The following is a 24,479-nucleotide window of genomic DNA, read 5'->3' as shown; positions in this document are numbered from 1 at the left end:
CCTTGCGGTAAGCCGCGATGGATGATGGCCGGCATGTCTGCTGGGTCAACGATCGTCGTTGGCAATCAGTTTCGTCAGGCAATCCCCCGCCTGGCTCTCCGGCAGGCCGAGATCTCTGACACTGTCCATGTGGTTGCGGTTGGCGAGAACAAGCGACGTTACCGGCAAACCCTGCTGCAGCAGGTGGACTTTGAATCGATCTGCTTGGTGATGGAAAGCCGGCGTCTCGTTGGCTCCGACCAGAACCATCGCCCTGGTTTGAGGGTCATGCCGATGGGCAAGCGGTGTAAACCTGGCGACTTCCTCATCGGTGATTGCAATCTCGTTGGCGAGAAAGGAGTTTTGGAGCGGTTTCAAATCGTAGAGCCCGCCGAGCAGAAGGGCGGCCCGCACATTCGAGGGGCTATGCTCGCTGTTGAACAGGAACGTTGCAAGATGGGCTCCAGCCGAATGACCGCTGACGGTGAGGTCTGCCGGGTTTCCGCCATGGTCGGCGATATGGGCCAGAACCCACTGCTTGGCGCGGCGCACCTGGTCGACGATCGTCGCCATCCTGACCTTGGGCATCAGAGCATAGTCGACGATGGCGGCAATCGCACCGGCCTGGGTAATCGTCGCCGCGACGTATGAGTAGTCGCGCTTGGAGAACATCCTCCAGTAGCCGCCATGGATAAACATGTGCACCGGCAGGCCGCTTGTTTTGCCCGGGGGAAAGAACAGGTCGATGGTTTCGGTCTGATCCGGCCCATAGGCAATGTCCGCTGTCATCGGGATGGTTGCGCGGACGGCCTGGCTGCGGTGAACGATGTCCTGGACGATTTTGTCAAAATCGGCGACATGGTTGCGGATGCGGAACGGATCGTTTTGCACTCTTCCTCCGCTCAGATGCTGATGGCGAGGTATTTCGCCTCCATGAACTCGGCAATGCCGTGATGCTGGCCGCCCTCGCGGCCGAGGCCGCTCTGCTTGACCCCGCCGAACGGTGCTGCCGGATCGGACATCAAGCCGCGGTTGAGAGCGACCATCCCAGCTTCGATCCTGGATGCCACCCGCATTCCACGCGCAAGATCGCGCGTGTAGATGTAGGCGGCAAGACCGTATTCGGTGTTGTTGGCACGCGCGATGATTTCGGCTTCCGTTTCGAAGCTCGAGATCGGCGCCACCGGCCCAAAAATTTCCTCGTGCGCCATCTCCGCCTCGGCCGGGACGTCGCAGAGCACGGTCGGCGGATAATAGTATCCCGTTCCGGAGCCTGCCTTGCCTCCGCACAGCACCCGCGCGCCACGGGCGACAGCATCGTTGACCAGGCGGTCGATCTTGTCGACTGCCTTCCTGGTGATCATCGGCCCGCACTCCGTGGCCGCGTCCGTGCCGGCGCCGATCGTGAGTGCCGACATCCGCCTGGTGAGGCTTTCGCAAAAGGCATCGTAAACGCCGGACTGGACATAGATGCGGTTTGCAGCCGTGCAGGCCTCGCCGGCGTTGCGCATCTTCGCTACCATCGCCCCATCGACCGCCGCGTCGAGATCCGCGTCATCGAACACCAGGAATGGCGCGTTGCCGCCAAGTTCCATCGAACACGAAACCACGTGCTTTGCGGCCTCGGCCAGCAGAACGCGCCCGACTCCGGTCGAGCCGGTGAAGGAGAGTTTGCGCACCCGCGGATCGGCCAGCATCGCGGCCGTCACCGGGCCGGGATTGGAGGTTGTCAGAACGTTGACAACCCCTGGCGGAACACCTGCTTCCTGGTAGAGCGCGGCGAGCGCGTAGGCGGTGAGCGGGGTCTCGCTGGCCGGCTTCAAAATCACCGTGCACCCGGCAGCCAGGGCGGGCGCGATCTTGCGCGTCGCCATGGCGGCAGGAAAATTCCAGGGTGTGACAAGGACGCAGATGCCGATCGGCTCGTAGTCGACGACGATGCGGTTGGTGCCGGAAGGCGCCATCCCGAATTCGCCGGTGATGCGAACGGCTTCCTCGGCATTCCAGCGAAAGAATTCCGCAGCATAGGCGATCTCGCCACGCGCGTCCCGCAGTGCCTTGCCGTTTTCCAGCGAGATCAGGGTGGCCAGCGTCTCGCAACGCTGCGTCATCAGCTCGAAGCAGCGTCTGAGGATTTCGGAGCGCTTGCGGGGCGCCGTCGTGCGCCAGCCATCGGCGGCCTTGGCTGCAGCCTCGACGGCGGCTGCGGCATCTTCGATCGTCGCATCGGGAACCGCAGCGATCACCGCTTCCGTGGAAGGGTCGACGACCTGGATTTCCCTGCCGTCGGCGGATTGCCGCCATTGGCCGCCAATATACAAGCCGTGGGAGAATCTATGGAAGCCGGCAGTGTCCTGCTCGTCCTCCAGCAGCTGATGAGATATGTTCATGGCCTGCTCCTCAATTGCTCACATGACACAGGCGGCGAGGTCGCCATCATAGGCGGCCTGGATCAGGCCGCGCATGGCTGCCGGATCGAAAGGACGCGGATTGTTCTTGATGAGACGGTCGATGCCGAGCGCCTGTTCTGCCGTCCAATCGAGCTTGTCGGCGGGAAGCCCGAGCCTGGCCAGCGTAGGCGTGATCCCGATCGCTGCAAACAGCCGGCCGATCTCGTCGATCGTCGCGTCGGCCATCTCGGCGGTGCTCCGGTCCTTGCCGTCGAGACCAAGGGCAAGGCCGATCTCGGTCATCTCGGCGGCCGCGGCGGCCCGGTTGTACTTCATGACATACGGCAGCATGGTGGCGACACCCAGCCCGTGAGCGGTGTGGGTAAGGGCGCCGACCGGATATTGCACCGCGTGCGCCGCCGCCGTTCCGGCCGTCCCGAACGCGCAGCCGGCTGCAAGCGCGCCCATCATCACATCGGCGCGAGCGTCCTCGTCGGCGGGGGCGCGGCAGGCCTTCTCGAGACTGCGGCCAAGCAGCTTGATCGCGAGCAGCGCAAAATGATCGGTCAGCGCGCTCTTGCCGATGAAGACATGCTGTTGCGGCAGGCTGGGGTCAGTGCCGCGCCTGGCGGCGGTAAAAGCCTCGACCGCATGGGTCAGCGCGTCTGCGCCGGCGATCGCCGTCAGTCCCGGGGGACATGTCATCGTCAGTTCCGGGTCGCAGATGGCGGCTGCCGCGATCAGATGCGGGCTGGAGATGCCTACCTTCATGGTGCGATCCGGATCGGAGATCACCGCGACAGGGGTCACTTCCGAGCCGGTGCCGGCTGTCGTTGGCACCGCGATCAGCGGCAGCGTCGGACCCGGCACCTTGAACTCGCCGTAGTAGTCCTGGAGCAGGCCGCCGTGGCTGATGAGCAGCGCGGCGCATTTGGCCATGTCGAGACAACTGCCGCCGCCGATGCCGATCACCATGTCGGGCGCAAACTCCCGCGCCTCCTCGAGGCAGACGGCAACCGTATCGCGCGGCACATCGGGCTGCACACGGTCGTGCACCAGCACAGCGATCGATGCGCCCTCGAGCGCCGCCATGATCTCGGCGAAGGCGGCGGTTGCGGCAAAGCGCTCGTCCGTGCAGACGAGAGCGCGACGGCCGAGCCTGGCCGCAACGGTTGCAATGACATGGCGCTGACCCTTCCCGAAGAGGATTTCACGCGGCAGCCTTATGGCAGCGAAAAGGCTCATGGTCTTGCGTCCCTCGATGATGGTGGAAAGGCTAAAGGTCGCCGAACTCGGTCCTAAAGCATCCCCTATTAAATCGTATAGGATATAGGATTGTATTGAGCGAAGCATCGTGTTAGCCAGTGATCCTGTCAAGAGGCAAAGATGCAGGTCACGAACGCAAGCAGTGCCCGAGAAGTCGACCCCGCCAGCGGGCGCATCCAGCGATCCACCAGCCTGGTGGAGGACGTGTATGAAGCGATCTTCGCGCAACTCATGTCGCTGAAGATCGCGCCTGGCTCACGGATCACCGTCGACAGCCTGGTCAAGGAACTCGACGTATCCCACACGCCGATCCGTGAAGCGCTTGGCCGCCTCGAAGGCGAAGGCCTTGTGCTGAAGACACATTTGATCGGCTACCGCGCTGCGCCGCAGATAACCAGGCGCCGATTTGACGAACTCTATGAGCTCCGCCTGCTGCTCGAGCCGCATGCGGCGGCCAAAGCAGCCGCATTGATGGATGATACGAAACTTGCGGTGCTTGAGGAGTCCGCAGGCGGCATGGCGCGCCGCGAAGGCAAGGATGAACGCCTGCGTTACTCCAACTTCGCGCGGCAGGACGCCATTTTCCACGACCGGATCATGGAATTTGCAAACAATGGCCTCGTGCGCGAGACCCTCGCGTTCCAGCATACCCACTTCCACATCTTCCGCCTGATGTTCCATTCGCGCGTCACCGAGGAAGCGCTCGACGAGCATCAGGCCATCCTGGCCGCCTTCGCTGCCTCCGACCCCGCGGCGGCGGAACAGGCGATGCGCCGTCATATCGAGCATTCCCGTGATCGTTTGCTGCCGGCGTTCGATTGAGGCTGGCACGATGTTCGTCACCGTCGGGAGCCGCGCCGTCAAGCTGAACGCAGCGTCGTCCCGGATCCCCTTTTCTAAAACCCGCGCCGCCGGGCGCGTGCAATGCCCGCCTTCCATCCACAAAAGAGGAACCGACCATGCCAGGCAAGAAAATACTGATGTTGACCGGTGAGTTTACCGAGGAATACGAGATCTTCGTCTATCAGCAGGCGATGGAGGCGGTCGGCCACATCGTCCACGTTGTCTGTCCTGACAAGAACGCTGGCGACCTGATCAAGACGTCGCTTCACGATTTCGAAGGTGACCAGACCTACACCGAAAAACCCGGCCACTATGCTTTGCTGAACAAGACCTTTTCGGAGGCGGAAAGACAGCTCGACCAGTATCATGCCGTCTATTGCGCGGGCGGTCGTGGCCCCGAGTACATCCGCACGGATAAGCGCGTGCAGGCGATCGTCCGCCATTTCCATGAAAACGAGAAGCCGATCTTCACGATCTGCCATGGTGTCCAGATCCTGATCGCCGTCGACGGCGTCGTGCGTGGCAAGAAAGTCGGTGCACTGGCCGCCTGCGAGCCGGAAGTGACCCTCGCCGGTGGAACCTATATCGACCTGTCCCCGACCGAGGCCTATGTCGACGGAACGATGGTCTCGGCAAAGGGCTGGACCGCACTTGCCGCGTTCATCCGCGAGTGCCTGAAGGTGCTGGGAACGGAAATCCGCCACAACTGAAGCGCGCCACGTTTGACGGCCTCATGCGACGCGCTTTAGGTTTTTGTTTTTGCATGTCGTTATCGCAAAGCCGCTGCACACTTTTGCGCGACATGCAGTGAGTCAATCGTCCGATGCATCCCAGACGGGATGCGTCGGCTCGCTCCAAGATCCGGCCCAAAATCCGGCTTCGTTTTGCAGTTCCTGGACCTCTGCATTTTCGGATATGATCGGATCGACCGGGCGCGCTCTCGCTCCGGTCGGGAGGCGATTGTTGAGGAACCTAGGCAACCCGCACAGGGCCACCGACGGCGTTCCGATCACACGGCGTGATCTGATTGCGGCCGCCGTTTCGGGTGCGGTCTTCGCCCCCGTTGCGCTTGGCGCCGAAGAAGAGACTTTCAAATTCGGCCTGACGCCGGTCTTCCTCTCGAACGATCTCGAACTGCTTGGCCATCTGCGCAGTTATCTCAGCGCCAGGATCGGTGGCCGGATCGAGCTCGTGACGCGCCGCACCTATCAGGAGATCACCGCGCTGCTGGTTTCCGGCCAGATCCAGTCGGCATGGATCTGCGGCTATCCCTACGTGCAGTTCAAGGCCGATCTCGACCTTGTCGCAACCCCGGTCTGGCACGGCAAGCCGCTCTACCAGTCGTACCTGATCGCTTCGGCCGATCGTAAAGTGGATGACTGGGCCGGACTGAAAGGCGACGTCCATGCGTTCTCGGATCCTGACTCGAATTCGGGTTTTCTGGTGACGCGGGCGCTGCTTGCGGAGAACCGCCAGCTTGCCGGCAGCTTTTTCGCGCGCAGCTTTTTCACCTATGGCCACCGAAACGTCATCAGGGCCGTCGCCTCCGGCCTCGCTCAGTCGGGCAGCGTCGACGGCTATGTCTACGAGGTCATGCGTGAGACCGAGCCGAACCTGGTGAAGCAGACCAGGATCGTGCGCAAGTCGGAATGGCTGGGCTTTCCGCCAATAGCGTCGCCGAAGTCCGTCGCCAACGATCGACGCGTCAGGGCGTTGCAGCAGGCCTTGATTTCCATGCAGGACGATGCCGAGGGTCGCAAGGTCCTTGCCCTGCTTCGTCTGGACGGGTTCGTGGCAACCGGTCCGTCGCACTTCGACGCGATTGCGGCCAAGGTGGAAATCGTGAGGCAGTTCGGATGAAACTGTTTTGGCGTTTCCGATCGATTCCCGTCTCCTACCGCGTGCCGGTCCTTGTCGCTTTGCTCATGGTGGTCATCAGTGCGGCCATTTCCGAGCGCGTGCTCAGCCGGCTGTCGCGGACACAGGAAAGCTTCCTCAACGGTCTTGCCGAGACCTATCTGGACGGGCTTTCGTCAGCGGTCGTGCCGGCTGTGTTGCGGGCCGACGTCTGGGAGGTGTTCGACGCGCTCGACAGGTCCTCGGCGTCCTATAAATCGCTCGCTCCGATCGAGACCGTGGTGACCGGCTCAGACGGCAAGGTGCTGGCAGCCAGCGATCCGAACCGGATCGCGACCTATTCCGAATTGTCGGCCGATTACCGCAATCGCTATGGGCCGGATGTCGTCACCATCGACGAGGCCAGGTTGACCGGGTTCGCCCACCGCGATCTCGTCTATCAGGGTCAGCCGATCGGGACCATCCACGCGACATTCGATGTTTCGCATCTCTTTGCCGAGCGCCGTGAGATCCTGGTCACCCTGCTCATTACCAATGGCGTGCTTGCAGCGTTGTTCGCGCTGGGCGGCTTCGTGCTGGTGAGGCAGATGATCGGGCCGATGCGGATGCTGGAGGACCACATGCGCGCTGCCGCGCATGGCGCGGCCGAGCCGATCGCACCTCGGGAAATCCCGGCCGGGGACTCCGAGGTCGCCGGCCTGTTCCGCGGCTACAACGCCCTTGTCCATGCCGAGCGTGAGCGCGCGAACCTCGCCATGCAGCTCGCCGAGGAAGAGAAGCTGTCGAGCCTCGGGCGTCTCGCTTCCGGCATGGCGCACGAGATCAACAATCCGCTTGGCGGCCTGTTCAACGCACTGGATACGTTGAAGACCCATGGCGAAACCCCCGGTGTTCGCGACACATCCATCAGCCTGATCGAGCGCGGCCTTGCCGGCATTCGCGACGTGGTCGAGGCCGCGCTTGCGACTTATCGGCCGGAACGATCGCAGCGCCCGATGACGGCCGCCGATCTGGACGATGTCCGCCTGTTGCTCAAGCCGGAATTGCGCCGCAAGCGGCAGCGGCTGGATTGGAGCGTCGCATGGAATGGTGCGCGGGAATTGCCCATCCGAGGCGGTCCCGTCCGTCAGGCAGTCCTCAACCTCCTCCTCAATGCCAGCGCGGTCACTCCGGAAGACGGGACGGTTTCGCTGACGGCGATGAGCTGGGAAGACCGGTTGCACATCGAAATTGGCGACCAGGGCACCGGGATGCCGGCCGACATCGCGGGGATTCTCATCGACCAGGACCCCGGTCCGGCCGTACGCGCGGGGCGTGGCCTCGGCCTCTGGATGGTCCGCCGCGTGGTTGACGATCTCGGCGGACGTGCCAGTATCGCAGCCAAAAGAAGGGGAGGGACAGCGGTTACGCTGACAATTCCCTTCGACAGGGAGGATGTCAAAGCCCATGCCGCCTGAGCGCGCCCGAATAGGCCTCGTCGAGGACGATCCCGTCATGGGCGGGTCGATCGTCCAGCGCCTCGAACTCGAGGGCTGGCAGGTGACGTGGTGGCAGTCAGGGCGTGAGGCGATTTCTGACATCGCTGGCGAGTCTGACACGCTCGATCTTGTAATTTGCGACGTCTGCCTTCCCGATGTCTCTGGAGAGGTGGTGTTCAACGAACTCGCCAAACTGCCGAACATTCCGCCCTTCATGTTCGTCACTGGCCATGGCGAAATCGATCAGGCGGTCCGTCTAATGCGGTCAGGCGCGGTCGACTTCATGACCAAGCCGTTCGCGATGGACGAGTTCCTTCGCCGCATCGATGCCGGACGACGGACGACGCAAAGCCAACTCCGGCTGAACGGTTACTGTCTCGGAGAGTCTGCCGGCATTCAACGCGCCGAAGATCTGCTCCATCGTTACGCCGCGCATGACCTGCCGGTGCTGATCACTGGGGAAACCGGGTCCGGCAAGGAGGTGGCGGCCCGGCTGCTCCACCAGATTTCTCCGCGTGGTACCGAGCCGTTCATCGCGGTCAATTGCGCAGCGATTCCCGCAGAGCTCCTCGAGAGCGAGATATTCGGACATGAGAAGGGTGCATTCACGGGCGCTCAAGCTCGCCATCTCGGCTACGCTGAACGTGCAGGCAAGGGGACACTGTTTCTCGACGAGATCGGTGACATGCCTTTGCCCCTCCAGGCGAAACTTCTCAGGCTGATCGAGGATGGAAGTTTTCATCGCGTCGGTGGTGAAACGCCCGTCGTCTTCCGTGCGCGCATTGTGACCGCGACGCATCGTGATCTTGCCCAACGCGGCGGCCCCACAGGTTTCCGAGAGGACCTCTACTTCCGACTGGCTGTCCTGCCGATCCATATTCCGCCGCTCAGAGAACGTTCTGAAGACATCGACTGGCTGATGGATCGGTTTCTTCAGAATGCCGCCGCCCGCTCGGACACCCGCATCCGTGGATTTAGCGCGCTGGCCAAGGAAGCAGCACTCATCCACCCTTGGCCAGGGAACGTTCGGGAACTCAGAAACCGCGTCGACCGGGCGGTGGCACTGGCGACCAACGAATGGATCATGCCCGGCGACCTGTTTCCAGAACACGCGTCCAAGCCTTGCGGCGCCGCATTCGTGCCGCTCGCCGACGTCCGCGATGCTGCCGAGCGCCGCCAGATTGAGCGTGCGCTTGAAGAAACTGGAGGCCAGATCGCCAAGGCAGCAGCGCTTCTATCCATTTCGAGAACGACCCTGTGGGAGAAGATGACGCGCTTCGGTCTTGCCGAGCGAGCGCGTTCGGAAACCTGAACCTTCGGCGCTGCAGCATGTTGGGATTTCCGAACATGCAGGTCCCTTTGGCGCTGGCTTTCCAGCAGTTTCTCGAGTGAAATCGACGGCTTTTCCGTTTGGCACAGGCGTTGCAAGGCCGCTTGCGACGATTTCGCCAATGGGAGGAATGCATGGATCGCTGCAACAGACTGGTCGACGTCGGCCGCCGTCAATTCTTGAGGGGAGGGGCGTTCGCCGCCGCCGGCATGGCCACTGCAGTGGCGCTGCCGGCGCAAGCCCAGACCAAGGCTGCACCCGGTCTGGCGCTGGTCGAATACCCGTCGAACAAGTTGGCCAATATAGCCGATTTGAAGCCGAATGAGCCTTTCGATGTCGGCTACCCCGATGAGAACGCGCCCGGTGTGCTGCTGAAACTTGGAATGAAGGTGGAAGGTGGCGCCGGTCCTGACGGCGACATCGTCGGCTTCTCCACCATCTGCCCGCACAAGGGCTTTCCGCTGAACTACAACGCCGAGGACCGCACGCTGAACTGTCCGGGGCATTATTCCCGCTTCGACTGCGAGGCGGGAGGCCAGCAGATCTGGGGGCAGGCGACGCAGAACCTGCCGCAGTACCTGCTTCGCGTGGATGACAAAGGCGATGTGTTCGCGGAGGGGCTCGACGAGCTCATCTACGGCCGCCTGTCGAACGTGCTCTAGAGGAGACCTGTCATGGCCTACAAACGTCAAATCGGCCGCCTGCCGATTATCCCGGCGGACGCGAAGGTTCACAACGTCGTCTGCCACTACTGCATCGTCGGCTGCGGCTATCACGCCTATACCTGGGACACGAATCACCAGGGCGGCACAGCGCCCGACCAAAACGTCTTTGGCGTGGACCTATCCCAGCAGCAGGAGGCGGAGACGCCAGCCTGGTATTCCCCTTCGATGTACAACATCGTCAAGCAGGACGGCAAAGACGTCCATATCGTCATCAAACCGGACAGAGACTGCGTCGTGAATTCCGGGCTCGGCTCGATCCGCGGCGCCCGCATGGCCGAAATGAGCTTCAGTCGGCAACGCAACACGCAGCTTCAGCGCCTGACCGACCCAATGGTTTGGCGCTACGGCCAGATGCAGCCGACCTCCTGGGACGATGCGCTGGACTTGGTGGCCCGCGTCACTGCGGCAGTGATTAAGGAACAGGGCGACGACGGCGTATTCGTCTCGGCCTTCGACCACGGCGGCGCCGGGGGCGGCTACGAGAACACCTGGGGTACTGGGAAGCTCTATTTCGGGGCCATGAAGGTCAAGAACATCCGGATCCATAACCGTCCCGCCTACAATTCCGAGGTCCACGCGACACGCGACATGGGCGTCGGCGAACTCAATAACTGCTATGAGGATGCAGAGCTTGCCGACACGATCATGGTGGTCGGCGCAAATCCCCTGGAGACGCAGACAAACTATTTCCTGAACCATTGGATTCCGAACCTGCGCGGGACCTCCACGGAAAAGAAGAACAAGGAGTTGCCGGGCGAGCCGCACGAGCCAGTTCGCGTCATCATCGTCGATCCGCGGCGAACGGTCACCGTGAACGCGTGCGAAGTCGAGGCGGGCAAGGAGCGCGTCCTGCACTTGGCGATCAACTCCGGTACGGATCTGGCGCTGTTCAACGCCCTGGTGACCCACATCGCCGATCAGGGCTGGACGGACAAGGATTTCATCGCGGCGTCAACCAATGGCTTCGACAAGGCGCTGGCCGCCAACCGGACGACGCTGGAACAAGCCGCTGAGATCACCGGCCTCACCGTCGACCAGATTAAGCAGGCGGCGACCTGGATCGCCGAGCCGAAAGACGGCAAGCGTCGACGCACCATGTTCGCCTACGAAAAAGGCCTGATCTGGGGCAACGACAACTACCGAACCAATGGCTCGCTCGTGAACCTCGCGCTGGCGACCGGAAACATTGGCCGCCCCGGCGGCGGCTGTGTCCGCCTGGGCGGCCACCAGGAGGGCTATTCCCGGCCGTCGGACGCTCATGTCGGTCGACCAGCGGCTTACGTCGACCAGTTGTTGATCGAGGGCAAGGGTGGCGTCCATCACATCTGGGGATGCGATCACTACAAGACCACGCTCAACGCACACCAGTTCAAGCGGCGGTACAAGGAGCGCACCGATATGGTGAAGGACGCCATGTCCTCCGTCCCCTACGGCGACCGGCAGGCGACTGTCGATGCGATTGTCGGTGCGGTTGCTAAAGGCGGCCTGTTCTCAGTCGATGTCGACATCATCCCGACCAAGATCGGTCAGGCGAGCCATGTCTGGCTGCCTGCCGCGACATCCGGCGAGATGAACCTCACCTCGATGAACGGCGAACGGCGCATGCGGCTGACGGAGCGCTACATGGACCCGCCCGGCCAGTCGATGCCCGACTGTCTGATCGCCGCGCGCTTGGCCAATCATCTGGAACGGGTTTTCCGCGAAGCAGGCGACAACGCTGTCGCGGACCAGTTCAAGGGATTCGACTGGCAGACCGAAGAAGACGCCTTCATGGACGGCTACCACCAGCACGAAAAGGGGGGAGAATTCGTCACCTACGCCCGGCTGCGCGCGATGGGGACCAACGGTTTCCAGGAGCCGGCAACCGGCCTTGGGGAGACCGAGCCGCTGGCAGCTGGAACTTCGACGGGTGAACCCGGTGAGGTTCTCGGCGGCCCGGCCATCGAGGGTGCGCGCGGCAAGGAGCCTGTGCAGAAGGCAGCGCCGACCAATGCGGGATCGCCCCCCGAACCGGCTGCGGGGACCGAGCGCATCATTGGAACCAAGCGCCTTTACGCCGACGGCAAATTTAACAAGGAGGACGGCAAGGCCGTTTTTGCCGAGACGCAGTGGAGGGGCCTCCAAGCTGCTGGCAAGCAGGAGGAGAAGGACAAGTTCAGGTTCCTCATCAACAATGGCCGCACCAACCACGTCTGGCAGAGTGCCTACCTCGACCAGCAGAACGAGCTGGTCATGGACCGCTGGCCCTATCCCTTCATCGAGATGAATCCTGCCGACATGGCAGAATTATCGCTGAACCAGGGGGATCTGGTTGAAGTCTACAATGACAACGGCGCGACCCAGGCGGCCGTGTATCCGACACCCACGGCAAAACGGAAGGAGACATTCATGCTGTTCGCGTTTCCCACTGGGGTGCAGGGCAACGTTGTGTCGCCAGGGGTGAACGAGTTCATCATTCCGAACTACAAGCAGACCTGGGCGAACATCCGGAAAATCTCGGATGCCCCGGAAGGCGTGAAGCACCTGTCGTTCAAGTCGCAGGAGTATCGACCCGTCTGAGATGGCTCCTCCCAAGTCCCGTCTGGCTGTCGAGGCCGCCGACCAATGCCATCAGGCAGCGGCGGCCTCGAGCTTCTCCTCGGAATTGCCGAGCGCTACGACCGAGTCTCCGATGCACGCAAGCCCTATGCGATCGCCAGGCGATCGCAGAGGTCACGGCTGCGTCTGGCGCGTGGCGGCCGCCAGTGCGTCAATGTCGTCGTAGAGCGCCTGGCTGTGGTGGTAGAGCTGCTCGAAAACCGGTTGAGTGCGGCTGTAGATTTCGGCCCATCCGGGGTTCGGCAGGATTTCGGCGCCGTAGCTCACGAAGCGCTCGGCCGCCTGTTCGACGCGCGAGAAGCGGCCTGTCGCCGTCGCGGCCATCGCGGCACAGCCGACAATGCCGCATTCGGGCTCCCGCGGGACCAGGATCGGAATGTTGAAGGCACTGGCCTTGATCTTCAGCCAGAGTTCGGTGCGCGCCCCGCCACCCGCAGCGATAACGCGCTCCAGCGGCCTGTTCGACGCGTGTTCCATGATGCGGATGTGGCGGGTCATGGCAAAGGCGATGCCTTCCAGGATCGAGCGGTGCAGATGCTCCATGCCATGCCCGGCGCCCAATCCGAAGAACTGCGCGCGGGCGTTGCGATGGCGCCCTAGGCGTTCGCCGGTGAGAAAGGGCATGAACAGCAGCGCGTCGCAACCGGCCGGCGCCTCGGCGGCGCGGGCGACGATCTCGTCATAGGACAGCGCGTTGCCGTGGAAGGCACGGCGTGCCCAGCGCATGCCGTCGCCGCCGGTCTCCAGCAGCACGAATTGCGCCCAGTTGCCTTCGACCGTCGCAACGTTCGAGATTTCCGGGTCAAGCAGCGGCGTCTCCGCGATAACCGTGATGATGGCGCCCGTGCCGGTGCTGTCGGAACCCAGTCCCGGGCGACAGGCGCCTGAGCCGAGCAGTGCCACCGGATAGTCGGCGCCACCGACCAGCACCGGGGTTCCAGAGCGCAGGCCGCTGTCGAGCGCCGCCTGTTCGGTGACGTGGCCGACGACATCCAGCGGGTTGCGGATCGGCGGCAGCTTGGCGGCGTCCAGACCCATACGCTCGATCATCTTCGGCGACCAGTCGAGCCGCTGTGGGTTCATCAGGAAGCTGCAGGACGCGTCGCCTGTATCCATGGCGATCTCGCCGGTCAGCCGGTAGTTGATGTAATCCTTCGGCATGATGGCGACTGCGCTGCGGGCGTATGCGGCGGGATCGTTGTCTCGGACCCATTGCAGTTTGAAGCCCGGCCATGCGGGGGTCGGCGTGTTACCGCTTTCGGGCAGGTAGCTGTCCGGCTGGTTCGCTTGCTCGAAGCGACGGACGAGATCGACGGTGCGCTTGTCGTTCCACAGCGGTGCCGTCTCGCGCGTCAGCGCTCCGTGCGCGTCGAGCAGGACCAGCCCGTGCATCTGCCCGCAGACGCAGATGGCGGAGATGTTTTCGCGGGCGCCATCGACGCGGTCCAGCACCGCCTTGACGCTCGCTAGCGCACCCTCCCACCAGTCGACCGGCCGCTGTTCGGCCCAGCCGAATTCCGGCACGATCTGGTCGTGCTCTCGCGACGCAAGCTCGAGGATCTTGCCGGCGACATCGATCAGTGCGGCGCGGACGCTGCCGGTGCCGACATCGATGGCGAGGAAAAGCTCGCCGCTCATTTCGGGAGAGTCCTGAGATGGGCAAACATGTGACCCTCCGTCTATCGGTTAGAGCGAGCGCGGCGTGACGAGACCCACGGCATCAGCCTTTCGCCGCTTCGATGGCGATGCGCGACATCTCGTCGAAATCCGGCCCGGACACCGGGATCGCGATGTCGAAGACCTCTGCGATCACCTGCGTCCAGCCATGCAGGAAATATGTCCAACCATCCTCGATCTGCAACTGCTGTCGGGCCTGCTGCCGCCTTGCCTGGTCGAGGAAGATCAGGTCGCCGCGATAGTTGAGATCCCAGGCAATGCCGCGCTTGGGGAACACGCCGTCATCGGTAATCGGCGAGCCGGGCGCGTCCTTGCCAAGTCCGGTCGCGTTGATCACCAGCGAGCCTGGCTTTAGCGCCGCCAACGTCTCGTCATTGATCTCTGGTCGGTCCGCCAGGACATATTCGAGCTCGACCGCCGACGTCATGTCTCTGTGGATGCGATCGATTTCATCGAGACGCGGCTGCGAACGGTCGCTGACAATGATGCGCGAAGGCAAATCGGCGCCACGTTGCTTGCGCATCAGGTGCCAGGTGATCGCTATCGTCGATCCGCCGGCGCCCATCGACAGGACCTCCGCGCCGGTGTCCGCAAAATATCCCGCCGGAATGAAACCGTCTATCGCAAGGCCCGAAGAGATCGGATCCTTGGCATGGCATACGAGTTTTCCGCCCCGCTTCGACAGGCAACTGGTCTCGTGCATCAGGCGGGCGTGCGGATCGATCACATCGAACAGGTCGCGCGCTGCGTTGAAAAGATCGATCTTGTGCGTGGTGACCAGCGCGCCAAGCGACTGCGGGTCGGATTTTAGGAAGGAGACGACCTCACGGTAGGCCTCCGGATCGGCATGGAGTGGAAAGTCGATGCCCCTGAGAACCGCATCTTTGAGAACCGCTTCCTTCAGCCCGAGGTGGCGCGCCCATGCCGGGAAAACCCGCATGATCGAGCTGCTCGTCGTCGTGACGCCGATAAAATAGAATGTCGGCTGGGTGGCCGGCAGATAGCGGCTCATTTGCCATTCTCCCGGATTTTCTCCGCGCGCATCTTCATGGCGGCACCGTGACGGATTGCTGCCCATAGAGGGCAGAGATCAGCTTTGCGTCACGCGGTCGCCAATCCGGATTGTCGACTTGCCTCCAGCCTCCATCGCCGGCGACCACGCGCGAGCGCATGCCTCCCGATCTCGCGATGATCTCGTAGTCCTGCCCTGAATCGGCGGGGTAGCAGAACAGCATCACCAGATCGCCTTCCCCGACATTGATCGAGCGGTGGATCCAGAACGGCGGAACATAACAGACGGTCTGGGCGTCGATCGGCAGGATGCGAACCTCGCCCTCTGGCGACTCCATCAGCATGAGACCGTGCCCTTTCTGGCCATAGTAGATCTCGGGCCGGTCGGCCTGCCTGTGGATGTGACCGCGCGTCATGAAATATTCGTCGCCGACCTTGCCTGGCGCCATGTGCGTGACGCCGAAAATCAGATCGCCCGACTGCTCGGTCGGTCGGAACTCGGAGACCTCGTAGACGATGCGCTCACCCCATGTCACGCGCATGGCTTCGAACGCCGCGGCGTCGGCATAGAGCCCGTCCAGATCGCGGAAACGCTTCTGGTAGCTGCCGGTTGCATTTCCCATCGCACCAGTCGACAGGTCGACCTTGCATCCAATGGGCTCAAACAGTCTCGTCAAAGGACTACCTCATATTGCATCGCCGGGGGCGTCGGCGCTGATCTGGCCCGCACCTCCTGCTTTCGACAAGACCACTTGCTTTGCAGGGTACGATTTGCTCTGCCTATGCAGACCAGCATGGAGGTTGCTGGATTATGGCAGATTTCGACCACGAAGCACACGACAGTGGGTTGGGCGGCATGCCGCATCCGCTGTCTTAAGCAATCCAGGAGACCCGCCTTGCTCCTCCAGGTCGCCTTCGACAAGCCTGAGCACCTGGCTCTGCTCGCGCAGATGAAGGAATTTGCCGACATTATCGAGATCGGCACGCCGTTGCTGAAACGCCTCGGCCTCTCGGCCATCACCACAGCGCGCGAGCTCTGCCCTGAAGTCATGGTGTTGGCTGATACCAAAACCGTCGACGCCGGCCGGTTCGAGGCTGATATGGTATTCGGCGCCGGCGCCGCATTCATGACGGTGCTGTCATGTGCTTCGTCCGCCACGCATGAGGCGGTCGGAAAACGTGCCGCCGCCTTCGGCGCGACGGTCGTCGTCGACACCATCACCGAGGCGGGCAAGGCAGAATTGCTTCCCTTGAATGCTGTCTTCCCCGAAAGCTTCGGCTATGTCGCGGTCCACTCGCCAACCGATGCGCGACTGGCAGGCAACACCTCCACCTCACATATCGACGCCGTGAGAAAGATGCATGATCGCGGCTTTCTGGTTTCGCTCGCCGGCGGGATCGGCCCCGACACGCTGGAAGCGGTGATCGCAGTCGAGCCTGAAATCCTCGTGGTTGGCAGCGCCATCACAGAATCCGCAAGTCCGAAAGAGGTAGCCCGATGGATTCGCGACAGATTGCCCAATCCAGGCCGTGGCTGGCCGTGGGACAGGAGATAACCGAAGTTCTTGGCCGGATCGACGCCGACGCCTTTGCAAGGCTGGTGCAGGCGTTCGATGACCCCGATCAGCGATGGTTCTTTTCCGGGCAGGGACGCTCCGGCCTTGTCGCGCAGATGGGTGCGATGCGCTTCATGCATGTTGGCCGAGCGGTGCATTTCGTCGGTGAGGCATCGGCGCCATCGATCCGCGAGGGCGATGCGATGCTGATCATCTCCGGCTCCGGGGAAACGCCGGTCAGTACAGGCTTTGCCCGCATCGCCAAGGCGGAGGGCGCCAAGGTCGTTACGCTGACGCATAAGCCAGCCGGTAGCCTGGCCGGCATTGCCGATGTCACACTGCATGTCCCTGTCGAGAAATCGAAACAGTTTGGCGGCAGCCTGTTCGAGCAGTCCTGCCTCATCCTGCTCGACAGCATTGTGCTCGGCTTGGCGCAGCAGATCCGCGACGCGCACAAGCTGATGTTGTACCGCCACACCAACTTGCAGTGACGCCCGTGCCGACGGTGGTGTGCACCGGAGACGGGTATTGTCGATGCGGTGGAATATTCCCCAGGCAAGATCGAGCGGTTTTCCGGCGGCTCCGCGCTCAAACCGCTGCGCGCTTTTTGGGCGACATGCATTAGCCGGGAAGCCCCGCTGGGCAGCTCACCTTCCGTGGCGGCAAGGCACTGGACTCGCTGCGCGATGCCGATATTGTGCTTGAGGAGCGTTGGTGCCGTGCTCTGGCGACGGCAGCCGACGGGGAGATACCGGCGGCTTGGTTTTCGCAGGAACAAGTCCCGGTCAACACGGGAGGAAGTCTGATGAGAATTGGGGTCTTTCTGGCCGGCTTTTCGGCTTTTGCCGCGCTGGTTGGCGCGCCTGCCTTCGCGCAGGACAAACCGTTTGCGGGCGTTACCGTGAACGTCATTACGCAGACCGGTGCGATTCAGGAGCCGCTGCAGCGGCGCGCGCCCGAGTTCGAAGCGCTCACCGGCGCCAAGATCAATGTCATCGCGGTGCCATTCTCGGATCTCTATCAGAAGATTCTCACCGACTGGGCGAGCGGCACCAACTCGGTCGATGCCGGCGTGTTCGCCCCGCAATGGATGGTCGACTACATTGCCGGCGGCTATCTCGAGGACCTGACGCCGCGAGTGGAGGCCGACAAGGACATCCAGCAGGACGATGTGGGCGCGTTCTTCCGTGACTTCTCCGAGAAGTACAGCGGCAAGACCTACATGATCACGCTCGATGGCGACTTCCACATGATGTACTACCGCAAGGACGTGCTCGAAGCGGCCGGCCTGGCGGTGCCAAAAACCTGGGACGAGTATCTCGAGGTCGCCAAGGCCACGCATGGCAAGGACATGAGCGGCGATGGCACGCCGGATTTCGGCTCCTGCATCGCCAAGAAGCGCAACGCGCAGAGCTATTGGTTCGTCACCGATGTGGTCGGCTCGATGACCCAGTCCAAGGGAACCAGCCAGGGCACCTTCTTCAACACCAAGGACATGACGCCGCTCGTCAACAACGACGCCTTCCGCAAGGCGCTCGACTTCCTGTCTGAATCGACCAAGTACGGCCCGCCGGACGAGCTGAACCTCGACGTCAGCGATACGCGGCCGCTCTTCGCTTCCGGCCGCTGCGCGCTGAACCTCGACTGGGGTGATGTAGGCACGATCTCGATCGATCCGAAGCAGTCCAAGGTGATGGGCAAATGGGGCGCGGCGATCATGCCCGGATCCAAGGAGGTCCTGAACTGGGACACCGGCAAGCTAGAGGCCTGCACGACGGAAAACTGCCCGCACGCGATCGACGGCGTGAACCATGCGCCATTCGCCGCCTTTGGCGGCTGGGGCGGCGGCATCAACGCGGCGGCCGATCCGAAGGTAAAGGACGCCGCCTATGCCTACTTCTCGTTCATGACGCAGCCGGCACAGTCGAATGCCGACGTCACCGTCGGCGGCACCGGCTTCAACCCGTATCGCACCTCACAGCTCAGCTACAGCGACCTTTGGAAGAAGGCCGGCATGAGCGAGGAGGAGGCCAAAGTCTACCTGGGCGCGATCAATGACAGCATGAGCAGCCCGAACATGATCCTCGACCTGCGCATCCCACAAAATCAGAAATACCAGCAGGTGGTGCTCGACGAAGCGGTCTCGCGCTTCCTCGCCGGCGAAATCGACAAGGAAGCGACCGTCGCGGCGGTCGAGGAAGGCTGGAATGAGCTGAACGAAGAGGTTGGCAAAGACCAGCAGCTCGAACTTTACAAGGCGACCATCGGCGCCAAATAGGCAGCCAAGCAAACGACCCGGCGTGGCATCGGTCCGCGCCGGGCCTGATGCCTGCCCCACTTTCTCAGGGTATGATGACCGCAACCGACACGATGCCAGACGCTGCCGACCGCCGCAGCTGGGCCGAATGGCTGGACGGTCACTCCGGCCGGATCATGGTGCTGCCAGCCGTCATCGTGCTTCTCTGCTTCGCAATTTTTCCGCTCATCATCTCGGCCTACCTCGCGCTTTCGCGCTTTGCGCTCGCGCCGGGCGGATTCACCCTGAAATTCATCGGACTTTTGAACTTCCGCAAGCTGCTGGTCGGCTCGCAGCAGTATCACCTGCTCGGCAAGTTTGGCACGTTCGGCTTTGTCCAATCCGCTTTGCTGGCCTTGATCGCGGCAGGGCTGTTTTTCCTCCTCGCCCGCTACTTGTTGCGTGGCAGGCCGACCATCGTCGGCACGGTTGGTCGGCTTCTCGCGACGGCGATGGCCATGGGTCTGGCGGTTCTTGCGCTGGCCACCATGGCGCCGGGCGGCGTGCCGGGGACTGTCGTCAACACGCTTCTCTACGTGTTCGTCGGCGTGTCCGTGCAGTTCGCACTGGGGCTCGGCCTCGCGCTGCTGTGCGGCCAGCCGATCCGCGGCCGGAATTTCTTTCGCGTCCTCTTCTTCATCCCGCTGATGGTAACCCCGGTCGGTATCGCCTACACGTTCCGAATGCTCGCCGACATGCAGAAGGGGCCTTTCGCCCCACTCGTGCGCGCTTTCGGCATCAGCGAGTGGTCGTGGGCGACAGAGGCCTGGTCGGCGCGGCTGATGGTGTTGGTCGGCGACACCTGGCAGTGGACGCCGTTCATGTTTATCGTGCTGCTGGCGGCCATCGAGAACCAGCCGCGCGATCAGGTCGAGGCGGCGCGGCTCGACGGAGCCAACGGCTTCCAGATTTTTCGCGACATTACCTGGCCAGCGATCGCGCCGATTGCCGCTACCGTCGTGCTGATCCGGCTCATCGAGGCTTTCAAGATCATCGACCTGCCGAACGTGCTCACCGGCGGCGGTCCCGGCCTGGCGACGGAATCGATGACGCTCCATTCCTTCATTTCCTGGCGCACCCAGGATCTCGGCGGCTCGGCCGCTATCGGCTACATGCTGCTCTTCATCTCGACCATCGTATGCGTCTGGTTCTTCAACTTCGTGGTCCGGCCGGCGCGCCGGTTCGAAGCATGAGCACCGAGCCGCGCTCGCTGGCGCGCCGGCTGTTCGAGCCGGCCTCGATCGACAGCCAGGCGCCGGTCGCCAGGGTGCTGACCTATTTGCTGTTGTCCCTGTGGACGCTGGTTGTGGTGATTCCACTCTACTGGGTGTTCATCACGTCCTTCAAGGGGCCTGGGGAGGTCGACAACGGGCCGTTCTATCTCCCGTTCGTCGACTTTGCCCCTTCGCTTCAGGCATGGGACTTCATGCTGGTGCAGAATTACACGCTGCGCCCTTACATGAATTCGGTCGTTGTCGCGGTCGCCAGCACACTGCTCGCAGTCCTGATCGGCTCGCTGGCGGCCTACGCGCTCGTGCGTATCCGCTTCCAGGTGAAGCTCGCCGCTGTTGCAATCTTCTTGATCCTGCTCACCGCAATCATCGTGGCGGTGGCCACTTTCGGCGTGCGGTGGGAGATCGCCATTGTCGTGGCGGCAGCTCTCTTCGTCATTGCGCTGTTCACGCTCGTTGGACGCACGAAGCTTGCGGTCGGCAACAGCGACATTGAGTTCTGGATCATCTCGAACCGTATCATGCCGCCGATCGTCGCCGTGTTGCCGATCTACGTGATGTTCCAGCAGATGCGCCTGCTTGACACGCAGGTGGCGCTGATCGCCACCTACACCGCTATCAACCTGCCGATCGTCGTATGGCTGACGCGCGATTTCTTCGCCGGCATCCCGCTCGACCTCGAGGAGAGCGCACAAATAGACGGGGCCTCCAAGTTCCGCGTTTTCTTCACCATCGCGCTGCCGCTGGTGCGGTCCGGCCTGGTCGCGACCTTCCTGCTGGTGCTGATCCTTGCCTGGAACGAGTATCTGCTGGCCCTCTTCCTCTCCAATGCCGATGCGCAGACCATGCCGGTGCTGGTATCAGCACAGAACACGACCCGCGGGCCGCAATGGTGGAACATGTCGGTGTTGATCACCGTGATGATCGCCCCCGTGATCATCATCTCCAGCATCCTGCAGAAGCATATCGCGCGCGGACTGCTGGTCGGCGCAGTGAAGGGCTAGTCATTATGCGGGTCACCCTGTCCGATATCTACAAGTCCTTCGGCGCGGTCGAGGTGGTCAAAGGGCTCGACCTGGAGATCGAGGACGGCGAGTTCCTGGTGCTGCTCGGCCCTTCAGGCTGCGGCAAGACGACAGCGCTGCGCATGGTGGCCGGGCTTGAATCGGTGAGTTCCGGCCGCGTCCTCATCGGCGACCGCGACGTCACCCACGTGCTGCCCAAATATCGCGACGTGGCGATGGTGTTCCAGTCCTACGCGCTCTATCCGCACATGACGGTTGCGGAGAACATCGCATATCCGCTGAAGCTGCGTGGCATGCCGCGCACTGAGCGCGACGCCGCCGTGCGCAGTGCCGCCGTCAAGGTGCATCTCGAGGAGTTGCTCGACCGCTATCCACGGCAGCTTTCCGGCGGTCAGCGGCAACGCATCGCGCTCGCCCGCGCCATGGTGCGGCGGCCGAGCGTCTTCCTGATGGACGAGCCGCTCTCCAACCTCGACGCCAAGCTGCGCGGCCACATGCGCTCGGAACTGAAGCGCCTGCAGGCCGATCTAGGCGTGACGACGATCTACGTCACCCACGATCAGATCGAGGCCATGACCCTGGCGCACCGTGTTGCCATCATGAACCGCGGCGTCGTGCAGCAGATCGCGACGCCCCGTCAGATCTACGACGATCCGGCGAACCTGTTCGTCGCCGAATTCATCGGCTCGCCGCCGATGAATTTTCTTAGGGGCGAGCTGGTCGAGGGTAGCTTCGCCTGGGCGGAAGGGCGATTTGCGACCAGCGTTGCCGAAAGCCGTAAGAAGGTCACTGCCGGCCTCCGGCCCGAGGATTGCCGGGTCACGGCGCCATCGGAGGGCAAGATTGCGGCGCGAGTCTATGCCGTGGAACTGATCGGTGATCATACCTTGATCACCTGCCAGTTCGGTGGGGCCACAGTAACCGTCAAGGCCGACAAATCGGCGCACTACGACATGGATGAGCCGATCGGCATCACCTTCCAGGATACCGCCGTCTTTCTGTTCGATGCGGAAACCGGAGCCCGCATCGGCGGCCGCGCCGGCAGACAGGCGGCCGCGTGACTTAAGTTCTTGTTTTTATGGATGTCGTTATCGCAAAACCGCTGCGCACCCTCGGGTCAGGCCCAAGGGCATGCTTTTGCGCGACATATATTAATTCTCCTCCACGAACACCTCTTCCCGCTTCTTCTTGACCGCCGGCAGGAAGACGACGACGAGGACGGCGAAGGCGATGAAGAGCAGGCCGGCGCTGATCGGCCTCGTCACGAAGGTGGTCGGATCGCCGCGCGCGAGAATCATGGCGCGGCGCAGGTTTTCCTCGAGCAGCGGGCCGAGCACGAAGCCGAGCAGCAGCGGCGCCGGTTCGCAGCGCAGCTTTGTCAGGAGATAGCCGAGCAAGCCGAAGAAGGCGACGGCGTAGAGGTCGTAGATGTTGGTGTTGACGCTGTAAACGCCGATCGAGCAGAACGCCATGATGATCGGGAAGAGCACGTAGTAGGGGATCGTCAGGAGTTTCACCCAAAGCCCGATCAGCGGAAGGTTCAAGATGATCAGCATCAGATTGCCGATCCACATCGAGGCGATGATGCCCCAGAACAGCGCCGGCTGTTCGATCGCGACATTGGGGCCGGGCACGATGCCCTGGATGATCATCGCGCCGATCATCAGCGCCATGACCGGGTTGGCCGGAATGCCGAGCGTCAGCATCGGGATGAACGAGGTCTGCGCACCGGCATTGTTGGCCGATTCCGGTCCGGCGACGCCTTCGACGGCGCCCTTGCCGAATTCCCCGGGGTTTTTCGAGATGCGTTTTTCGACCGTGTAGGAGGCAAAGGCTGCAAGGATCGCGCCGCCTCCCGGCAGGATGCCTAGCGCCGAACCGATGATGGTTCCGCGCACGATCGGCGCCGCCATGCGGCGAAAGTCGTCGCGGGTCGGCATCAGGCCGGAGACGCTTCGGATCATTACCGAGCGCTCGTGCTCGTTTTCGAGGTTGCGCAGGATCTCGGCGACGCCGAAGACGCCGACCGCCACCGCGACGAAATTCAGCCCGTCGGCATATTCGCGGATGCCGAGCGTGAAGCGCGGCGTGCCGGTGTAGATGTCGGTGCCGACGATGCCGAGCAGCAGGCCAAGCACGACCATCGCCAGCGCCTTGACGATCGAGCCGTGGGCGAGCGCGACGGACGAGACGAGGCCGACGATCATCAGCGAAAAATACTCGGCCGCGCCGAATTCCAGCGCGATCGCCGTCAGCGGCGGGGCAAAGACGGCGACGAGGAAGGTCGACACCGTGCCAGCGAAGAACGAGCCTATCGCCGCGATGGCGAGTGCCGCCCCGGCGCGGCCGTTCTTGGCCATCTGGTAGCCGTCGATGGCGGTGACGGCCGACGAGGATTCGCCAGGCATGTTGATGAGGATGGCGGTGGTCGAGCCGCCATATTGCGCGCCGTAATAGATGCCGGCGAGCATGATAAGGGAGGAAACCGGGTCGCCGATCTGGAAGGTGATCGGTAACAGCATGGCGATGGTGGCGGTGGCGCCGATACCGGGCAAAACGCCGATCAGCGTGCCGAGAAGGACGCCGATCAGGCAGAAACCGAGATTTGCCAGCGACGAGGCCGTCGAAAAACCAAGCGCGAGGTTGTCGAGGAGTTCCATGTTCATCCCCTCAAAACTGCAGCCACGGGCCGAAGCGCCGGAACGGCAGGCCGAGCGCATAGCTGAAGACGAGGAACGCAAACAGCGTCAGGCCGGCGGAGAGCACGAGCGCGGTCAGCGGCCTCATGCGACCGCTGGCAAAGGATGCGATCAGCGCCGTCAGGAAGATCGAGGGGAGGAAGCCGAGGCCGCGCACGGTCAGGCCGAAGAAGATCGGGGCAGGCAGGATGAACAGCATGCCGCGCCAGGCTACATGGCCGATCGGCTCGCTCTCGAAGCGCACCGCTTCGACGAGGATGACGGCGCCAAGCAGGATCAAAACGATTGCCAGGACCAGCGGGAAATAGCCCGGTCCCATGCGGAAGGCGGTGCCGATTTCGAGGTCGAGCGACTGCAGCGCGAAAAATCCGCCGAGAAAGATGAACAGCGCGGCGCATATGCCGTTGGTCGTGTCGATTGTGAAGGGTTTCATGACGTCCTCCCAGGCCCGCGCCGCGGGCGCGCCGATGCCGGTGTGAAAATGGGGCCGGTGTGAAAAAAACGGGGCGCTGGTGGG

The 24,479-nt window shown here is 62.8% G+C and carries 21 protein-coding genes; 13 read left to right on the top strand and 8 right to left on the bottom strand.

Annotation, left to right across the window (positions count from 1 at the left end; translation table 11 throughout):
• Nucleotides 1-45: 45 nt before the first annotated feature.
• From AC0L2C_RS04840 to AC0L2C_RS04830, 3 genes are read right to left on the bottom strand one after another with little or no spacing between them, the layout of a single operon-like run.
• A complete protein-coding gene (locus AC0L2C_RS04840; RefSeq protein ID WP_473522850.1) occupies nucleotides 46-870 on the bottom strand; it encodes an alpha/beta hydrolase in 825 nt (274 codons plus the stop codon).
• A gap of 11 nt (nucleotides 871-881) precedes the next feature.
• A complete protein-coding gene (locus tag AC0L2C_RS04835; protein ID WP_128173305.1) occupies nucleotides 882-2,369 on the bottom strand; it encodes an NAD-dependent succinate-semialdehyde dehydrogenase in 1,488 nt (495 codons plus the stop codon).
• An 18-nt stretch (nucleotides 2,370-2,387) separates the two neighbouring features.
• Nucleotides 2,388-3,614, bottom strand: a complete 1,227-nt coding sequence (locus AC0L2C_RS04830) for an iron-containing alcohol dehydrogenase (RefSeq protein WP_473522849.1) — start codon at nucleotides 3,612-3,614, stop codon at nucleotides 2,388-2,390.
• A 141-nt stretch (nucleotides 3,615-3,755) separates the two neighbouring features.
• Here AC0L2C_RS04830 and AC0L2C_RS04825 point away from each other — a divergent pair, with 141 nt between their 5' ends.
• From AC0L2C_RS04825 to AC0L2C_RS04795, 7 genes are all read left to right on the top strand, one after another.
• Entirely contained in the window at nucleotides 3,756-4,457 is a 702-nt protein-coding gene (locus AC0L2C_RS04825) for a GntR family transcriptional regulator (protein WP_287062165.1), read from the top strand.
• Nucleotides 4,458-4,594: 137 nt separating this feature from the next.
• The gene (locus tag AC0L2C_RS04820) at nucleotides 4,595-5,188 is read left to right on the top strand and encodes a DJ-1/PfpI family protein (RefSeq protein WP_287057360.1); all 594 of its coding nucleotides are present in this window, start codon (nucleotides 4,595-4,597) and stop codon (nucleotides 5,186-5,188) included.
• Between the two features lie 253 nt (nucleotides 5,189-5,441).
• Entirely contained in the window at nucleotides 5,442-6,338 is an 897-nt protein-coding gene (locus tag AC0L2C_RS04815) for a substrate-binding domain-containing protein (RefSeq protein WP_473522848.1), read from the top strand.
• The gene (locus tag AC0L2C_RS04810; protein ID WP_473522847.1) at nucleotides 6,335-7,792 is read left to right on the top strand and encodes a sensor histidine kinase; all 1,458 of its coding nucleotides are present in this window, start codon (nucleotides 6,335-6,337) and stop codon (nucleotides 7,790-7,792) included. Before AC0L2C_RS04815 ends, AC0L2C_RS04810 begins: the two co-directional genes overlap by 4 nt.
• Entirely contained in the window at nucleotides 7,782-9,125 is a 1,344-nt protein-coding gene (locus AC0L2C_RS04805; protein ID WP_473522846.1) for a sigma-54-dependent transcriptional regulator, read from the top strand. Before AC0L2C_RS04810 ends, AC0L2C_RS04805 begins: the two co-directional genes overlap by 11 nt.
• A 152-nt stretch (nucleotides 9,126-9,277) precedes the next feature.
• On the top strand, nucleotides 9,278-9,805 hold the full coding sequence (locus AC0L2C_RS04800) for an arsenate reductase (azurin) small subunit (RefSeq protein ID WP_236390977.1): 528 nt from the start codon (nucleotides 9,278-9,280) through the stop codon (nucleotides 9,803-9,805).
• 12 nt (nucleotides 9,806-9,817) lie between these two features.
• Nucleotides 9,818-12,427, top strand: a complete 2,610-nt coding sequence (locus AC0L2C_RS04795) for an arsenate reductase (azurin) large subunit (protein ID WP_473522845.1) — start codon at nucleotides 9,818-9,820, stop codon at nucleotides 12,425-12,427.
• Nucleotides 12,428-12,580: 153 nt separating this feature from the next.
• Here AC0L2C_RS04795 and AC0L2C_RS04790 read toward each other — a convergent pair whose 3' ends face one another.
• The 3 genes from AC0L2C_RS04790 to AC0L2C_RS04780 form a co-directional block, all read right to left on the bottom strand.
• Entirely contained in the window at nucleotides 12,581-14,104 is a 1,524-nt protein-coding gene (locus AC0L2C_RS04790; protein ID WP_473496633.1) for a xylulokinase, read from the bottom strand.
• 82 nt (nucleotides 14,105-14,186) lie between these two features.
• The gene (locus AC0L2C_RS04785) at nucleotides 14,187-15,155 is read right to left on the bottom strand and encodes a shikimate dehydrogenase family protein (RefSeq protein WP_473522844.1); all 969 of its coding nucleotides are present in this window, start codon (nucleotides 15,153-15,155) and stop codon (nucleotides 14,187-14,189) included.
• A gap of 34 nt (nucleotides 15,156-15,189) precedes the next feature.
• Nucleotides 15,190-15,831 carry a glucose-6-phosphate isomerase gene (locus AC0L2C_RS04780; RefSeq protein WP_473496635.1) on the bottom strand — a complete coding sequence of 214 codons (642 nt, stop codon included), beginning with the start codon at nucleotides 15,829-15,831 and terminating at the stop codon, nucleotides 15,190-15,192.
• A gap of 219 nt (nucleotides 15,832-16,050) precedes the next feature.
• Between AC0L2C_RS04780 and AC0L2C_RS04775 the strand changes: the two genes are divergently transcribed.
• The 6 genes from AC0L2C_RS04775 to AC0L2C_RS04750 all read left to right on the top strand — a co-directional run bounded on the left by AC0L2C_RS04775 (nucleotide 16,051) and on the right by AC0L2C_RS04750 (nucleotide 22,324).
• Nucleotides 16,051-16,710: an orotidine 5'-phosphate decarboxylase / HUMPS family protein gene (locus tag AC0L2C_RS04775; protein WP_473522843.1), complete on the top strand. Its 660-nt coding sequence runs from the start codon at nucleotides 16,051-16,053 to the stop codon at nucleotides 16,708-16,710.
• Nucleotides 16,695-17,201 carry an SIS domain-containing protein gene (locus AC0L2C_RS04770; RefSeq protein ID WP_473522842.1) on the top strand — a complete coding sequence of 169 codons (507 nt, stop codon included), beginning with the start codon at nucleotides 16,695-16,697 and terminating at the stop codon, nucleotides 17,199-17,201. The genes AC0L2C_RS04775 and AC0L2C_RS04770 overlap by 16 nt, the downstream gene beginning before the upstream one ends.
• A 314-nt stretch (nucleotides 17,202-17,515) precedes the next feature.
• Nucleotides 17,516-18,988: an ABC transporter substrate-binding protein gene (locus AC0L2C_RS04765; protein WP_473522841.1), complete on the top strand. Its 1,473-nt coding sequence runs from the start codon at nucleotides 17,516-17,518 to the stop codon at nucleotides 18,986-18,988.
• A 74-nt stretch (nucleotides 18,989-19,062) separates the two neighbouring features.
• Complete coding sequence (locus tag AC0L2C_RS04760; RefSeq protein WP_473522840.1) at nucleotides 19,063-20,199, top strand: carbohydrate ABC transporter permease; 1,137 nt, start codon at nucleotides 19,063-19,065, stop codon at nucleotides 20,197-20,199.
• Nucleotides 20,196-21,242 (top strand): carbohydrate ABC transporter permease, encoded by a 1,047-nt coding sequence (locus AC0L2C_RS04755; RefSeq protein WP_473522839.1) that lies wholly within the window; start codon nucleotides 20,196-20,198, stop codon nucleotides 21,240-21,242. Before AC0L2C_RS04760 ends, AC0L2C_RS04755 begins: the two co-directional genes overlap by 4 nt.
• Before the next feature lie 5 nt (nucleotides 21,243-21,247).
• The gene (locus tag AC0L2C_RS04750; protein WP_473522838.1) at nucleotides 21,248-22,324 is read left to right on the top strand and encodes an ABC transporter ATP-binding protein; all 1,077 of its coding nucleotides are present in this window, start codon (nucleotides 21,248-21,250) and stop codon (nucleotides 22,322-22,324) included.
• A gap of 90 nt (nucleotides 22,325-22,414) precedes the next feature.
• Here the strand turns inward: AC0L2C_RS04750 and AC0L2C_RS04745 are convergent, their stop codons facing one another.
• Together AC0L2C_RS04745 and AC0L2C_RS04740 are read right to left on the bottom strand one after the other, a co-directional pair.
• Nucleotides 22,415-23,923: a tripartite tricarboxylate transporter permease gene (locus tag AC0L2C_RS04745; RefSeq protein WP_236390992.1), complete on the bottom strand. Its 1,509-nt coding sequence runs from the start codon at nucleotides 23,921-23,923 to the stop codon at nucleotides 22,415-22,417.
• A gap of 10 nt (nucleotides 23,924-23,933) precedes the next feature.
• Complete coding sequence (locus tag AC0L2C_RS04740; protein WP_023797766.1) at nucleotides 23,934-24,395, bottom strand: tripartite tricarboxylate transporter TctB family protein; 462 nt, start codon at nucleotides 24,393-24,395, stop codon at nucleotides 23,934-23,936.
• Between the last annotated feature and the right edge of the window lie 84 nt (nucleotides 24,396-24,479).

It is taken from the genome of Mesorhizobium sp. WSM4845 (assembly GCF_055811455.1).
The sequence above is the reverse complement of the archived record's forward strand: the minus strand, read 5'-3'. Positions and strand labels throughout refer to the sequence as shown.